Origin of the sequence: Sorangium sp. So ce363, from assembly GCF_051520435.1 — a bacterium.
GTDB classification, from domain to species: domain Bacteria; phylum Myxococcota_A; class Polyangia; order Polyangiales; family Polyangiaceae; genus Sorangium; species Sorangium cellulosum_B.
Genome location: NZ_CP150333.1, coordinates 9,887,772 through 9,902,433 on the forward strand (window position 1 = coordinate 9,887,772; position 14,662 = coordinate 9,902,433).

Below are 14,662 nucleotides of genomic sequence, written 5' to 3' on the forward strand. Positions count from 1 at the left end.
GAAGATCGCGCGACTTCGGGCGAGGCGCGAAAAAGAGGCGCGGCGGCGCGCTGATCAGGCGCTGATCCGCGGGGACTCCTCGCCGAGCGCTGCGTCGCTCCGCCTCGGCCGCTGCGCCCCCTGGATCACGAGATCCTGGCGCCGCGCGAGCGCGTACACGACGCGGATGAGCGCCGTCTTGAAGGCCTTCTCCGGCGGCGGGTTCAGGTGCACGACCCGGCGCTCGCCCGGCTGCGCGACATGGCTCGCGCCCCGGGGCTCGCCCCGCTGCGCGACGGGGCTCGCCCCCCCGGGCTGGTCCTCCTTCGGCTCCTCGACCTCCAGCGCGATGGGGATGGCGCCCCGGGGCTCGAGCGCCGTCCGGATGTCGTCGAAGCGGAGCTCGTCGCCCGCCTGCCCCGCCACGTCGGGCGGCGGCGCCTCGATGCGGACGAGGTCCTGCCCGCCCTCGCCGAGGAGCTCATCGTAAAGAGCCGTTACTCCCGGCACGAAGGCGCTGTGGACCATGAAGTAGTTCTTGATGCGCTCGGTGCTGACGAGGCTGACCCGCACGGCGAAGCCGCACTTGTCAGGGGCAAGGAGGCTCCGGACGTGCTCGCCCTTCGCCACCGAGGAGAACTCCGCGAGCACATGCAGCGCCCTGCCGTGCGCGAGCTCCCGGCTCGCCAGCGCCCGCGCGAAGCGGATGACCCGCATCGCCGTGCGGGCGTCGCGATCGAGCCCCTCGGGCTCGCTCAGGAACACCGCCGCGGAGAGCGGCGCGCCGCGCGCCACGCAGCGCACCGCGAGCGAGGCGAGGTCGTGCCCGTGCTGCGTGTACACCGTCGCGCTGCCCCCGCGCGGGAGCGAGAGCATCGCCCCGTCCGAGCCCGGCGGCGCGCCGCTCGGGCCGGGCGTCACGCCGAGCGAGGCGAGCCGATCGGGGAGCGGCATCCGCTCGTCCCCGCGCTCCCCGAGGACCAGCGTCACCTCGACGCCCGGCACGAACCGCGCGAGCGCGTGCAGCAGCGAGGGCAGCGCGGCGCTGTACCCGACGATCAGTACCCGCTCGATCTCGCCGAGGTGCAGCGAGAGCTTCGCCGCCCACTCGTGCGCCGCCGTCGCGCCGTCCGACGCCGCGGCGCGCTCGATCCCCCGCCCCCTGTAGAGCTCTCGCCCGTAGTCCAGGAGCGGCGCATACGTCGCCGATACGCCGATGAGCCCCCTGAGCCGCTGCGCCGGCACCCGGCCCGCCCGCGCGCCGAGGGCCCACGCCGGCGACCCCTCGGGCGGATCGAGCAGCGGATTCAGCCACGGCACGAGCCCCTCGACCGACACGAGCTTGCCCTCCTCGCGCTTCGGCACCGCCGCCTCGTCCCCGAGGAACACCCCCGCGAGGATCACCTGCTTCTCGTAGGCAGCGCGCGCCATGTCCGAGAACGAGAGCTCGTGCTTCGGCGCCTTGCCGAGCTTGCCGACGGCTCCGACCGCCTCCTCGCCCAGGAAGATGTGCGTGTAGAACTCGGAGCCGTCCGCGGTCATGAGGTCGGTGTAGAGGGACTCCACGCCTGGCGTGAGCAGGTGCTGGCAGAGGAAGAAGCCGAGGAACCGCTGCATGTCGAGCGGATGTGTCCCGGGCCCGCCCACCTCCTGGATGAGATCGCGGTTCTTGCTCTCCTGCACCTCGACGAACACGTGGCCGTGCGGGTTCTGCGTCCGGAACGAGGAGAGCGTCATCGCCGTCAGGGCGTCGGCGTCGGGCCCCGCGTCGGGCCGCGCGAGGATGAGCGCCCGCTTCGCCTCGGCGGCGCCCACGAGCTCGAGCGCCTCCGGCTGCGCGCTGTCCCCTTGGCGGTAGCTCACCCAGCGCATCCCCGGCGCGTAGAGGTAGGCGGGCGGGTCGTCCTCGGTGCCGAGGAGCGCCATCCGCGGGAGCGCGTGGCGGGTCGGCGGGGGCCCGCGGCGGATGAGCCACAGCCAGAGCTCCGCGAGCCGGATGCTCCGGAGCGCGCGGTGGCGCTCGTACAGCCGGACGAACTCCTGCACCAGCATCTCGGCCTCGTGCACCGGGCCGATCACGAGCGCGTGCCCCGCGTAGCGGACCGGCCGCCGCCGCGCAGCGCGCACGACCTGGTCGACCACGTTGGCGCCGATGCCGATGATGAACGACGTGATGAAGACGCCCACCATGGTGAGGCCGAGCGAGACGACGGCCACGATGGGGTGAACCCGGAGGTTCTCGACGAGGTTGTCGGCGCTCTCGATCTGCCGGAAAGACCACCAGATCCGGTCGATGAAGTTGGTGTCCGGGGTCGGGCCGCGGCCATCGTAGTCGTGCGTGATCGCGAGGTGGCTGAGCAGCACGGAGGAGCCGAACGCGAGCCCCCAGACGGCCAGCGTGACGAGCCCGAACTGCTCGAGCAGCTCGCGCCGCGTCATGATCGCGTAGAGGTCGATCGCGATCTCGCGCGTGAAGCGCAGGAGCAGGAAGAGCCGCGAGAGGCGCAGCATGGGGAGGGCGTGGGCGGCGTGCGCGTCGAGGATCCGCTCGAGCGGCAGGAAGCTGACCCAGGCGATGATGTCGAAGGCGAAGAGGAGCACGTCGAGGCGCGACCGCCCGTCCCCGCGCTGGTGGAGGAGGACGGCCCGGAAGAGGAGCTCGACGCCGAAGATCGCCAGGAAATACGGGCGGAGCTGCTCGTCGAGGCCCTGGATGGGCAGGACCGAGACGAGGATCAGGAGCGAGATCGCGGCCTTGACGGGGCGGGTCTCCAGCCCGCCGGCGAGGCGGTGGAGCAGGGGCAGGCGGGGCGCCATGGGCGGCAAGGATAGGCGACCTCGCGCGCGGCTGCTGTAAGCTCGCCGGGTGCGGAAGGATGGGGAGCTGCATGGACCACGCGAGGAGCATCCGCGGGCCACCCATCTCGCGGAGGCCTATCCCCACGTCGCCGCCGACCTCGGACGGCAGCGCGGCGAGCATCAGCCATCCCGCTTCCTCGCTCATCGTGGGATCCGCGCGCGCGGCGCACGGCGCAAAGACGAGGGCCGCCGCGAAGGCCACGCCGGCACCAGCATGCGCGAGAGGGCGGGCGCCGCGGTGGCCGGGCGACGGACGGCGGCACCTCAGATCGCCGGCAGCGTCCACCGACGCGCGGTCGGACGAGCAAAGGTGTAGAGGGCGTCGATCGTGCGACGCGGAGGAGCTCGAAGGTAAGTTGCGCGGTGAATGGACCACGCGTGGAAGATACACGCGTCTCCGGCGCGCAAAGCGACGCGCGCGGCGTTCGGCATGTCCGGCGTGGTCCGATCGGCGCCCCTGCGGATCCGGAGCTCGTCCGGCGTGTCCCAGCGGGCGTGGGACCCGGGGACGATCTCGAGCCGATCGTCGTCTTCCAGGGCCACCCTGAAGTGGACCGATGTCGTCGTCGCGACGATGGCGCGCTCGATTTCTGGATCGGATTGGCCGAACTGGCTGTCTCGGTGCCAGTCCCCGTCCCAGTCGCGCCTGGTCTGCTCGTGGTAGTAATGCGCGTCCTTCAGGCGCGGGGCGTCTTCCTCTCCCTCTCCCGCTCCCGCGCGCGAGAGGCCGGCGAGCAGCTCGCAGACGCGCCGGGAGCCGACGAACGCGGAGATGAGCTCCAGCGCGCAGGGATCGTCCTGAAAGCAGGTCGCGCCGTCCGTGAGGAGCGAGATCCTGGGGGTCGAGTGACCCGTCTCCCGGGAGAGCGCTCGTGTGCGGAGGAGCGCGGCGTCGCACGCGCGGCGGAGCTCGGCGCGCTCGGCGATGTCGAGGAAAGCGCGCATGATGAAGAAGCCTTGCGCGCGAAAGGCGTCGATTCGATCTCTCGTTGACGTGCTCATCATGACCTCGCGACACCCGGGATCGCGGAGATCACTCAATGGATGGCCCGAGGCCCACGCATCGCCAGGGCGATGAGGGGGCTTTGAGGGAACGGCCGCGGGCGATGGCGGCTCGAGACGACGAGACACGCGAGCCGCCCCGCGATCTCGAACGTCGCGAGCGCGGCCGGCGCGCCGAAGTAATCGATCGGCACGAGATCGATGTTTCGCGCCGCCTTCGGCGTGGAACGCTCGTCCAGGATCTGCGCGAGCGCCTTCTGGTAGCTCTCGCCGGTCCGGGCCATCCTGGCGCGGACGTCGGCGCGCAGCTTCTTGTGGTGGTGGCGGTTCCCCATCGGCCCTGTCCAGGTGATCTGCCGAGATCGGTCCTTGTCGGCCGGCACCGACGGAAGAGCGGCAGCATCACGAGCGAAGACCGCCGAAGGGCAGCGCCCTCTTCGCCCCTCGCGGAGCCGTGCCGGCGGCGAGCGAGGAGCCGGGCCCGGAGCAGCCCGCGAGGCGAAGTGTTCGCGGGAGCACGGCCGCTGTCAAGCAGGCGCCAGAGGCCCCCGCGCCGGGTGGGGCCGTCCACGCTGCGGTTCGCGGCTCAGCGCTGCGTCTCGCTGACGGGGTGCTCTGGGCCGGGGCGCCCGTCAGCCAGCGTCTCTCGGAGGCGCTCCTGCGTCAGCCCCGGGCTGCTCGACAGCCTGGTATCCGCGTGGGGATCGTCCGATCGGGCGACCGACTGCGCATGGGCCGTCTCGGGGCGCGCCTCGCTCAAGGGGTGACGGCTGCCGGGCCGCCCCGTCGCGAGCGTCGAGCCCTGGCCGGTCTCGGGCGGCGATGCGGCGTGCGCCGGCCGCGGCGGGGGCGCTCCGGCCGAGCGCGGCGCGAAGAGGTCCGCCCAGTCCGGCAGGTGCCGCTGGAGCCGCACGCGCTCGGCCTCGGGCAGCGCCTCGCCGATGACCTGGCACACGGCCTGGGCGTGCTCCATGCCAAAGCCGCGCGGCGCGCCCTCGCGGCGGGCGATGCGGTCGTAGAGCTCGTCGCGATCGAAGTCGCCCTGGTACGTGGCGCCGCGCACCGCGGCGGCGACCGGACCCGGCAGCCCACCGGCGACCACGGCCGCCTCCTCCACGAGCAGCCGCTCGCCGAGCGTCCGTGCTGTCACCGCGATCGCACGCTCGGCCTCGTCGCGGCCCTCGAAGCCGGCGCGGCGCTGCACCTCCTCGATGAAGCGGTCGTAATCCATGAGGGGCCTCCTTCGGGAGAGGATCCTTGCGAGGCCCGTGCCAGGCGCGTGCCCAGCGTGAAGGGTCTGGCCGGCGACCTCAACCTGGGTCGGGTCGTCCGACCTCAACCTGGGTCGGGTCGTCCCACCCCAACCTGGGTCGGGTCGTCCCACCCCAACCTGGGTCGGCGACCTCAACCTGGGTCGGGTCGTCCCACCTCAACCTGGGTCGGCGACCTCAACCTGGGTCGGGTCGTCCCACCCCAACCTGGGTCGGCGACCTCAACCTGGGTCGGGTCGTCCCACCCCAACCTGGGTCGGCGACCCCAACCTGGGTCGGCAACCTCAACCTGGGTCGGGGCGCCCGCCTCTGGTCGCCTCACGCAGCGTGAGCCCGATACAGTGCCTCAGGCCCGCCTGGAGGTCGGATAGCGTCGTGATCTCGGCAAGATCGATCCCGAGCGAGACGATCGTCTGAGCGACGCTCGGCCGGATCCCGGTGATGATGCCCTCCGCGCCGAGGAGCCGGATCGCGCGGACGAGATCGACGAGGTAGCTCGCGGTCTTCGTGTCCACGGCCTCGACCCCGGTCAGGTCCAGCAGCGCATGGCGGGCCCCGGTGCGCACCACCGCCTGGAGCAGGCCGTCCATCACCTCCGCCGTCCTCGCGCTGTCGACCACGCCGATCATCGGGAGCGCCAGCACGCCCTTCCAGACCTGCAGGATGGGTGTCGAGAGCTGGCGGATGACCTGCTGCTGCCGCTCGATGATCGCCAGCCTCTCCCGGAGCTCCCTCTCCGCGCGCCGTGCCTCGGTGAGATCGAGAGTGATGCCGACCACCGAGTCCACCTCGCCCCCCTCCCCTCGGACCGGGACGAACCAGTTCTCGATGGGCTTTCCGTCCGCTTCCATGACGTTGTGCATCGGCTCCCCTCGGAGTGCCCTCCGCAACCCCCCGGTCTGGTGCTCCTTGTAGATGTCGAAATTGTTCAGCCCCACGAGCTGTCCTGGCTTCATGCCGGCCGCCGCGAGCGCCTTGCCGTCGTAGTAGGTGAACACGCCGCTGGCATCGCAGGCCCAGACGACGACATCGAGGTTCTCGACGAGGGCACGGAGGATGTGCTGGTGCTCCGCCTGACGCCTGGACGCCTCGAGCTCGGCCGTCACATCGCGGCCGATGCACACCACGCCCGCCGCCTCGCCCCGCGCACCGAGCACGCGGTGATGAACCCACACGACGGCCACGTCGCCCCCGTCCCTCCGGGTGTGACGCAGGCGCTGCTCCCCGCTGTCCTCGTCGAGCAGCCGCCGCCACGACCCCGCGCCCTCGGGGACAGGGAGCAGCTCGGCGATGGATCGACCCATCGCCTCCTGCCTCGAGAACCCGAGCTGTCGCGCGGCGCTTTCGTTCCACGCCGTGATCGCCAGATCCAGCCCGTATTCGACCACCGCGAGCGGCGATCGCGCGAGAGTGTCGTGTGCGCTCATGTTCAGGTGCCCCGCCCGCGATGCACCGGCGGCCTCGGCTGTGCAGCCTAACCTCACGGCCTGTCGGCAAATCAAGCCTTAAGGGGCGCCCGCGTGGAGGCGCGGATCACATCTCGTCGCGGCGCTGCCGTGGGTCCAATACGTGTGTAATGTTCGCGACAACCCGATGGGGCGCTAGCCCTCACCGGCGCGGCCCGCGCGCGCCTTGAGCTGCATCCGCAGCGCCTCGACCACGTGATCGCGCAGCGCGACGGTCTTCCTCGGCAAGTGCTGGCCGCTCGGGAACACGAGGAAGACGCCGCCCGTCGGCGCCGTCCAGCGCGGCAGCACGCGGACCAGCGCCCCGGCGAGCACGTCCTGCTGGACGAGGAAGGTCGGGAGCAGGCCGATCCCACCGCCGTTGCGCACCACCTCGCGCGCGAAGAACCCGTCGTTCACGAGCCACCGGACACGGAGCCGCGCGCGGGCGCGCGACACCTCGTCTCGCCCGAACGGGCTCGTCTTGATGAGCGCCACGCCATCGTGCCCCGCGAGATCCTCCAGCGTCTTCGGCGTCCCCCGCGCGGCCAGGTACGCGGGCGAGGCATAGAACTGGAGGTGCAGCTCGCCCACCTTGCGCGCGACCAGCGTCGAGTCTCGCGGCTGCTTCGTGAGGAACCGGAACGCAGCGTCGTACCCCTCTTTCACCAGATCCACGGACTGCGTCGACAGGTGCATCTCCACCGTGATGCGCGGGTAGCGGCGGCAGAAGGCGGCGAGGATCTCCGCCAGCACCTCGGTGGCGAAGTCCGCCGTCGCCGTGAGGCGCAGCGTGCCCGACGGCTCGTCCTCGAGCTCCGGGAGCCCCTCGATCGCCTCCGTCAGCGCCTTGAGCCGCGAGCCGAGGCGGTCCACCAGCGCGTGCCCGGCCGTCGTCAGCGCCACGCTGCGCGTCGTCCGCTGCAAGAGCCGCACGCCGAGCGACGCCTCCAGCGACGCGACGCCCCGGCTGACCGTCGACTTGGGCACCCCCAGCCGGCGCGCCGCCTCCGTGAAGCTCGCCGTCTCGGCGACCGCCGCGAAGACGGAGAGGTGGTTCAGATCCATTGTTCCCATTCCGGCACACAGTAGCCAGTTTCTGCGTGTTGCACCAGATTCGAGACAGCGGCAAATATCCGCCCAACCTCGTCACAAGGAGCTCTCACCATGTCTCAGCCTCTCCTCGTCACCGGCGCGAACGGCCAGCTCGGGCGGCGCGTCGTCGATCTCTTGCTCGCGCAGGGCGCAGGGCCGCTCATCGTCACGACCCGGCACCCGGAGAAGCTCGGCGAGCTCCGCGCCCGCGGCGTCGAGGTGCGGCGCGCAGACTTCGATGCTCCCGCGTCGCTCGCGGAGGCGTTCGCCGGCGCGGCGCGCCTGTTGCTCATCAGCACCGACGCGCTGGACCGCCCCGGCCGGCGCATCGCGCAGCACCGGAGCGCGCTCGAGGCCGCGGCGAAGGCGGGCGTGGGGCACGTGGTCTACACGTCGCTGACCAACCCCGGGCCGGGCTCGCCGATCGCGATCGCGCCCGACCACCAGGTCACCGAGGATGCCCTCGCGGAGAGCGGGCTCGGCGCGACCGTCCTGCGCAACAACCTCTATACGGACTTCCTCGTGGCCTCGCTGCGGCGCGCGCTGGCGACGGGCCAGCTGGTCGCTGCGGCCGGCGACGGCAAGGCCGGGTATGTCACGCGCGAGGACTGCGCCCGCGCCGCGGCCGCGGCGCTGGCGGCCGATTTCGATGGCAAGCGCGTGCTCGATATCACCGGGCCGTCGGCCGTGTCCCAGCGCGAGCTCGCGCAGATCGCCTCGTCCGTCACAGGCAAGTCGATCGACTACGTCCCCGTGCCGCGCGATGCGCTGGAGCAAGGCATGCAGAAGGCCGGGATGCCCGCGGCGATCGCCGGGCTCCTCGCCTCCTTCGACGAGGCGATCGCCCGCGGAACGCTGGATGTGGCGACGAGGGCGGTGGAGGAGCTCACCGGCAAGCCCGCGGAGGACGTGCGGAGCTACCTTGCGCGCCACCGGGCAGCGCTGCTCGCGCCGGTCGAGGCCTGATCAGGCGGGAACACCGATGGCGAGCGTGTAGACGACAGACTCGTTCACCCCATCCATGCCGAGGAGATCGTCGATGCCGCGGTCATAGTAGCCTCCCAGCGGAACGCCGCCGAGCTGAAGCGACTGGGACGCCAGCAGCACGTTCTGCGCAAGATGCCCGGCCTCGATCAGCGCGAACCGGTACCCTCGGAGGCCGTATTTGAACCGGTTTCGCCTGAACATCGCCGCGATCAGCAGGACCACGCACGCGCCCTTCACGATCCCGGGAGCGACCATGGATCCGCCTATCTCCTCCCGGCAGTCGCCAGCCCGCACCTGCTCCAGGGCGTGCTGGAAGGGGTCGTAGTGGTACACGCCAGAGGCAACCCCGTCGACCCCGAGGACGGCGCAGTAGAGATCCAGGGGGTAAAGCGCGCCTCCTGAAGGGACGGTCCGCATGGTCATCGGGCTCGCGGGGACCGTGTGGGTGATGCCGTACCCGGCGTACACGAGGCTCGAGAGCGCCTGCGCGTCGATTCGCGCGCCGCTGAACTGGCGGATCGATCTGCGCTCCCGAAGGAGCGCCGTCAGGCCCACATCGGGCAGCGCCGGTCCTGGCAGTCGAATCGCCTCGCCGAGCACATACCGCTTGGTTGACCTCGCCGTCGAGCGCTGGAGCTGCGCGCTCGTCTCCAGGAGCGTCCTACCAGCGGCCTCCTCGCCGAGGATGCCCGGATGGAGCTTGGAAGCCTCATGGTATGTCTCCGCCGGATCATCGAGCTCCACCTGGTCTCCATAGACCAGCTCCGCGACATTGACCGTGGCCCCATCGGCTTGACTCAATTTCATCATGTCCCCCTGTTGCCCCGGTCAGCGCGCCACGGCGCCGTGCCGCCGTCCAGCGCGATCCGTCTCTTCAGCTCGTTCGACGACGGACGCCGTGGATGACGCCCGCTCGTCCCTCTCTCGCATGAGCTCACGGGAACGGGTGCGGATGGACGTTGATGTCTTCAAACGAGAGAGGCCGGGCGCGGAGCCCCGCCTCGTACGCCGCATGATAGAGCCGCTTGCCGCCGAGGAACCGCGCGGTGTGGGGCGCGTCCAGCCGGCAGAGCTCCGGGCAGATCACGCGCACCACCCACAGCCCGGCGTCGCGCACATCCGGCGAGGTGATGTCGACGAGGTACGCACCGACGCCTCGCCGCGCGAGCGCTCGCACGGCCGAAGCGGTCTGACCGAGCACGTCCGTGCCCTCCAGGGGGGGCACGTCGCCGAGGTGGCGCCGCTCTCTGCTTGCATCGAGGAACGCGGAAGACGCGGAGCTCTCTCGCAGCGCATGGTAGAGCGCATGATCGTCGAACGTGCGGACTTGATGCGCCTCCAGCGCGCGCCGTCCCCTGGGCAGAGCGCTCAAGAGCTGCTTCGCCAGCACCCTGGTCTGGAAGGCTTCGCGCAGCGCCTTCCGTGCAGCCTCCTGACCGGTCGCCGCGCTGGCAGCGCCGACGGTCAGCGCGGGCTGCCCGGCCAGGGTGCATCGCGTCACGCCGATGGCCGTCGGCACGCGGAAGAAGACGCTCGCGTCGAGCGCGGCATAGTGAATGCCCGCTGGGGCCGGAACCACGCGCTCGTCATGACGAAGCGAGTCGTCTCCCTGCCAATCCAGGAGCGGCAGCTCCAATCGGTTGTTCCATGCGAGCATGAACGCGTCGCGCTCGATGACCTCCATCAGCGCGCTGAACGCAGCCTCTTCCAGCGTACCGCCCAGCGCGGTCCCGCTGCTCGTCGAGTAGGCGATCTGCGGCTCGCCGCGCGCGAGGTGTGACCCCATGAACGTCAGCTGGGCCGGCAGCCACGCGGGCATCCCATCCTGGATGGACCAGCCACGCACCCACCGGACCCGGGCGCCGGAGGTGAAGGGCACATAGGGGAAGTCGCTCGACGCGTACTGCGATGGATGAAACAGGGCGAAGCTCTCCGGCTCCGGCGCTGCCCCGTCCAGCTCCTCATACGAAGAGAACACGAGATCCCCCACAGGCACGTAAAACGACGAATACCGCTCGACGGCCTCGGCGACCGCCGCCACCCAGGCCGCCTCTCGATCGGGATGCACGGCGTTGGACACGACCTCGCTCGGCGCGCCGACCAGATCCGAAAGGTCGCCCGTGTGGGCGCCAAAGTTGAAGAAGCGGCAGTCATCCGGAGCGCGGAGCAGCTCCACGGTGTCGCGCACGACGCCCGTATAGGGAGACACGAGGGTGCGCAGCCTGCCGGCGACCTCGGCGAGCGGCGTGCGTTGCGCGCGCCTCGGCGTGACGTGACCACGCGCCGGCTCGTCGCCTGGGGAGCGGAGCGGAGCGAACATGTTCATGGCTCCGTTCCTGCCTGCAGGGCGTACCAGGGGCTGGGGGCGCTCGCGGCGACGGCGGCGCTGCATGCCGAGCACCGGGGTACGCGGTACGCCATGTGCGTGTCGCTGCGGACGGTTGGACCTGGGTTGACCGCGTAAAACCGCCCTGGCAAGAGCGGGTCCCGCGAGACGATCCAGCGGGCCACGAGCAATGCGGCGAGGCCGCTCACGATCGCCAGCATGGCGCACGGCAGCGGGAAGCTGGGCGTGCTGCGCTCCAGGGCCCAGTATTGTCCTCGATACGCGACGTTCGAAGCGAGGCGCAGCCGGTAGCACTCGTAGCAGCAGGTCGCGTGCGGAAGGTAGAGCGGGCCTACCGCGGAGAACCTGCTGTCGCACGCGAGCACTTGCATCCAGGGGATACGTCGGCGCAGCGCTTCCGTGTTCCAGTGCGCCACCCAATCGAGCTCGCCTCGATCCGGAGCGACCACGACGAGGTTCGCCGAGGCCAGGTCGCCCGCCCCGGCATCGAACGACCTCCGCTGCACGCCCGTGACCCCGGAGAGGCTCACCTGGCGCGCGATCTCGTCGGCAAGAACGCCGGCACCGACGACCGCCACGCTGGCGTCGCTCAACCTTTGCTGCGTGAGGGATTCCGGCTCGTCATCGCGGTATGCCGCGTGGAAGCGGGCCGATTCCCGGACGGGCCGCGGCGCCGAGGCCCCGACCGGAGAACCGCTCGTGAGCACCCCTTTCTCGGCCAGCAACCGCAAGGCGTTCGCGGTGGCGGGCTCGATGGATCTTCCCATGTACTCGATCACTTGCTCGATCGTCCGCGTTCCATCGAGGATTGGAAGCAGCACCGGCAGCAGCTTGCTCGCGGCTTTGCCTTGAAAGCAGAGCGCCCTCTCTCCGTGCTGGAAGATCACCGCATCATCCGTGATCGCGACCCGATACCAGGTCTTGACACAGGGGAACTCGGGGACGTCGTCTAGCTTGTTCATACTCGCTCATCAGCTTCTTCGCGCTGCGGAGCTGGCGGCGAGGCCTCACGACGCCGCCAGCGCTGGCACGCAGAACGATGACTGGGGCAGAGCCCGTCAGGAATCAATGGAGCGCCGGAGGAGGCCCCTCATCTGACGAGGAGCCCTGTCCGGTCGGATAGCGTCGTCCGCATCAACCGATGCAGATGATGCTGCTACTGCTGCTGCACGCGGCGATGCCGATAAAGACGACGGACCTCGCGGCGCCATGCTCATCGACGGTGAGGTCCATCAGGTCATCGACCAACCATTCAAACATTTGGGTTCGTCTCCTGCTTCGCCAGATTTCAGCCGCCGATTGCTCGACACACCTTCGTCAACGACGGCTCGGCCGACAGCCTCGACATCGAGGGTGCCTGCGCCGAGCTGGATCTCGGCGAGGCTCTCTCCCAACGTGAGGTCCTGGAATCGTTCGATCAGTCGTCGGTCATGTTCGATTCCTTTCTGCCATCGGTTACATCTGGGCACCATGGCAAGCGATGTGCCAGCCGCGAAGGTGTGCCCAGTCTCGCCTCGAGACCCATGAACCGCAGAGCAGAGCGGGCATTCTCGCTCGGCCACCGCAGGACCGACCGAGCGAGCTGGAAGACAAGCACGCGCAACCTCCTGCGCGATCGAGCAAAGCCCCACCGGCGCGCTGCGCGCCCGGTGGGAGACGCGCTTGCGTCAGCCAGGATCGCCAACCTGCGCCACGGCGCGAGCCAGACGGGCGAGCCCCTCGCGCTCCTGCACCTCGCCCACGGAGACCGGCAGCGAGAGCGCCTACTCGGCCTCGGCGTGCCCGCCGCTGTAGAGCGGGCGAACGGCCCCTGGGCGAGCGCAGTGCAATCTGCTTCGCAGATTTCCTGAAATTGGACGCGAAACTCCCTTACGCTGGCCTCCCGGGATCTGACTGGAGGAGGAATGTTCATGGGTCGATGGTCCGTTCTGCTGTGCGCTTCAGCTGTCGTTGCATGTGGTTCGGGGGACGACTCGCCGGGGTACGATGCGTCGGGCGGCGGCGACATCAGCTCCGGGGGAGGCGGAAGCGCGGGAGACGGGGGAAGCGGGGGGAACGGCGGGAGCGGCGGGCTCCCTCACGCGTTTCGCTATGGCGCCAACCTCGGCCACCGCAACGCGGACTGGGGCGACGACAAGGAGGCCACGCTCGCGGCGCGAGCGGGCGTCCGCAGCCTCCGCATCAAGCTGCCAGCGGCCCATTTCGCGAGGTGGGGATACGAGATCGAGGTCGGGGACATTCAATCGTACGCGTCCCTGGGCATGGCGGACCATATCGGATTTCTCATCGGCTCCGAGTCGGTCGATCTGACGGTGGCGCCGGCCGACGCGGAGGACTGGCAGAACGAGTACTATATCCCGAAGAGCCTTTACGAGCCGATCTTCTCGGCCGATGGAACGGTGAATCCGGACAATGCGTGGGCCTCTTACGTGTATCGGACCGTCGACACCTACAAGCCCTGGGTCAAGCTGTGGCACGTGTGGAACGAGCCCGATTGGGTGGCCGACTGGCGCGTCACCGAGACCTGGAGGACCGAACCGCCGAAGGCCGCCGATCTCCCGCGGTTCAATGGATCGATATTTGACTATATACGAATGCTGCGCGTCACGAAGGAGGCCGCGCGCAAGGCGGATCCGGACGCGCGGATCGCGACGGGGGGCATCGGATACCCCTCGTTCCTCTCGGCGATCCTGCGCTACACCGACAACCCCGACGGGGGGGCGGTCACGCGAGATTACCCGGAGAAGGGCGGCGCCTACATCGACGTGCTCGATTTTCACTATTACCCGATCTTCAGCCCGAAGAGCTCGGATGCGTCCGTCGACGATTTCCTTGCGTCGAAGGACGCTTTCGCCGCGACGCTCGCCGACGCCGCGGCGGCGGTGCAGGGGTGGAATGTCTCGGAGAACGGCGCGCCGCTCGCGCCGACGCCGGAGTACCCGGAGGTGGGGAGCCCGGAGTACGCGCGGAACTACCTCATCAAGATGATGACCATGGCGCAGGCGCACGGCATCGGCGGCGTCGACTGGTTCATTCTATCGAACGGCGAGGACGGGAGCGACGACGTGTTCGCGCACATGGGTCTCTACAACGACGTCGGCGCCCTCGCCAGCGTGGATCAGGCGACCAAGACCGACCTCGGCAAGGCGTATACCACTCTCAACGAGATCCTCTTCGGCGCGTCCTACGATGACAGCGCGACCAGGGAACTCGCGCTGCCGGGGGGCGCTCGGGGCGCCGTGTTCAAGAAGGACGGCAAGCGCCGGATCGCCCTCTGGGCCGTGACGGCGAGCAGCACGGAGGACGCGTCCGCGAGCGTCGAGCTCGCGACGACAACGGGGTTCGAGGTCCACGCGTGGGACGGCGCGAAGACCTCCGCCGACGCGAGCGGCGGCAAGGCGACGCTCGCCCTCTCGGGCAGCCCGGTGCTGCTGATCGAACGGTGACGGCTGCGGCGACCCGACCCAGGTTGCGGCAACCCACTCCGACCCAGGTTGAGCCTACCCGGGTTGAGCCTACCCGGGCGACCCGACCCAGGTTGCGGCAGCCCAGCCCAGCCCAGACCCAGGTTGCGAGCCTACCCGCCGGACCCGGGTTGAGCTGCGGCCGGCAACGCAGCGATTTCAGCCGAGCTGAACTCTACTCATGGCACGATCGAACCCCGGCTAGGCGAGCTT

The 14,662-nt window shown here is 70.1% G+C and carries 12 protein-coding genes; 2 read left to right on the forward strand and 10 right to left on the reverse strand.

The features are described 5' to 3' along the window. Positions 1-54: 54 nt before the first annotated feature. The 6 genes from WMF12_RS37160 to WMF12_RS37185 form a co-directional block, all read right to left on the reverse strand. Positions 55-2,796, reverse strand: coding sequence for a hypothetical protein (locus tag WMF12_RS37160; RefSeq protein WP_437852865.1), 2,742 nt, complete (start codon positions 2,794-2,796; stop codon positions 55-57). Between the two features lie 306 nt (positions 2,797-3,102). Continuing rightward, complete coding sequence (locus WMF12_RS37165) at positions 3,103-3,843, reverse strand: phytanoyl-CoA dioxygenase family protein (RefSeq protein WP_437852867.1); 741 nt, start codon at positions 3,841-3,843, stop codon at positions 3,103-3,105. A gap of 32 nt (positions 3,844-3,875) precedes the next feature. Continuing rightward, positions 3,876-4,175 carry a hypothetical protein gene (locus tag WMF12_RS37170; protein WP_437852869.1) on the reverse strand — a complete coding sequence of 100 codons (300 nt, stop codon included), beginning with the start codon at positions 4,173-4,175 and terminating at the stop codon, positions 3,876-3,878. Positions 4,176-4,426: 251 nt separating this feature from the next. Then, on the reverse strand, positions 4,427-5,071 hold the full coding sequence (locus tag WMF12_RS37175) for a DUF2267 domain-containing protein (protein ID WP_437741478.1): 645 nt from the start codon (positions 5,069-5,071) through the stop codon (positions 4,427-4,429). A 324-nt stretch (positions 5,072-5,395) separates the two neighbouring features. Further along, positions 5,396-6,538: a PAS domain-containing protein gene (locus tag WMF12_RS37180; RefSeq protein WP_437852871.1), complete on the reverse strand. Its 1,143-nt coding sequence runs from the start codon at positions 6,536-6,538 to the stop codon at positions 5,396-5,398. Between the two features lie 174 nt (positions 6,539-6,712). Further along, entirely contained in the window at positions 6,713-7,624 is a 912-nt protein-coding gene (locus WMF12_RS37185) for a LysR substrate-binding domain-containing protein (RefSeq protein ID WP_437852873.1), read from the reverse strand. A gap of 99 nt (positions 7,625-7,723) precedes the next feature. Between WMF12_RS37185 and WMF12_RS37190 the strand changes: the two genes are divergently transcribed. Beyond that, the gene (locus tag WMF12_RS37190; RefSeq protein WP_437852875.1) at positions 7,724-8,617 is read left to right on the forward strand and encodes an SDR family oxidoreductase; all 894 of its coding nucleotides are present in this window, start codon (positions 7,724-7,726) and stop codon (positions 8,615-8,617) included. Here the strand turns inward: WMF12_RS37190 and WMF12_RS37195 are convergent, their stop codons facing one another. The 4 genes from WMF12_RS37195 to WMF12_RS37210 form a co-directional block, all read right to left on the reverse strand. Next, the gene (locus tag WMF12_RS37195) at positions 8,618-9,445 is read right to left on the reverse strand and encodes a SagB/ThcOx family dehydrogenase (protein ID WP_437852877.1); all 828 of its coding nucleotides are present in this window, start codon (positions 9,443-9,445) and stop codon (positions 8,618-8,620) included. It lies immediately after the preceding gene. A 127-nt stretch (positions 9,446-9,572) separates the two neighbouring features. Then, positions 9,573-10,964 (reverse strand): YcaO-like family protein, encoded by a 1,392-nt coding sequence (locus WMF12_RS37200; RefSeq protein ID WP_437852880.1) that lies wholly within the window; start codon positions 10,962-10,964, stop codon positions 9,573-9,575. Continuing rightward, complete coding sequence (locus WMF12_RS37205; protein WP_437852882.1) at positions 10,961-11,947, reverse strand: TOMM precursor leader peptide-binding protein; 987 nt, start codon at positions 11,945-11,947, stop codon at positions 10,961-10,963. Before WMF12_RS37205 ends, WMF12_RS37200 begins: the two co-directional genes overlap by 4 nt. Before the next feature lie 172 nt (positions 11,948-12,119). Beyond that, the gene (locus WMF12_RS37210; protein ID WP_437741485.1) at positions 12,120-12,245 is read right to left on the reverse strand and encodes a hypothetical protein; all 126 of its coding nucleotides are present in this window, start codon (positions 12,243-12,245) and stop codon (positions 12,120-12,122) included. A 650-nt stretch (positions 12,246-12,895) separates the two neighbouring features. On the opposite strand from WMF12_RS37210, the gene WMF12_RS37215 reads away from it, so the two are divergent. Continuing rightward, a complete protein-coding gene (locus tag WMF12_RS37215; protein ID WP_437852884.1) occupies positions 12,896-14,431 on the forward strand; it encodes a hypothetical protein in 1,536 nt (511 codons plus the stop codon). Positions 14,432-14,662: the final 231 nt, after the last annotated feature.

Bases quoted from the DNA above. Each gene is read 5' to 3' on its own strand.
- WMF12_RS37170 (WP_437852869.1), bottom strand. From the start codon at position 4,175: ATGGGGAACCGCCACCACCACAAGAAGCTGCGCGCCGACGTCCGCGCC.
- WMF12_RS37215 (WP_437852884.1), top strand. From the start codon at position 12,896: ATGGGTCGATGGTCCGTTCTGCTGTGCGCTTCAGCTGTCGTTGCATGT.
- WMF12_RS37195 (WP_437852877.1), bottom strand. From the start codon at position 9,445: ATGAAATTGAGTCAAGCCGATGGGGCCACGGTCAATGTCGCGGAGCTG.
- WMF12_RS37175 (WP_437741478.1), bottom strand. From the start codon at position 5,071: ATGGATTACGACCGCTTCATCGAGGAGGTGCAGCGCCGCGCCGGCTTC.
- WMF12_RS37190 (WP_437852875.1), top strand. From the start codon at position 7,724: ATGTCTCAGCCTCTCCTCGTCACCGGCGCGAACGGCCAGCTCGGGCGG.
- WMF12_RS37180 (WP_437852871.1), bottom strand. From the start codon at position 6,538: ATGAGCGCACACGACACTCTCGCGCGATCGCCGCTCGCGGTGGTCGAA.
- WMF12_RS37210 (WP_437741485.1), bottom strand. From the start codon at position 12,245: ATGTTTGAATGGTTGGTCGATGACCTGATGGACCTCACCGTCGATGAG.
- WMF12_RS37165 (WP_437852867.1), bottom strand. From the start codon at position 3,843: ATGATGAGCACGTCAACGAGAGATCGAATCGACGCCTTTCGCGCGCAA.
- WMF12_RS37185 (WP_437852873.1), bottom strand. From the start codon at position 7,624: ATGGATCTGAACCACCTCTCCGTCTTCGCGGCGGTCGCCGAGACGGCG.
- WMF12_RS37205 (WP_437852882.1), bottom strand. From the start codon at position 11,947: ATGAACAAGCTAGACGACGTCCCCGAGTTCCCCTGTGTCAAGACCTGG.
- WMF12_RS37160 (WP_437852865.1), bottom strand. From the start codon at position 2,796: ATGGCGCCCCGCCTGCCCCTGCTCCACCGCCTCGCCGGCGGGCTGGAG.
- WMF12_RS37200 (WP_437852880.1), bottom strand. From the start codon at position 10,964: ATGAACATGTTCGCTCCGCTCCGCTCCCCAGGCGACGAGCCGGCGCGT.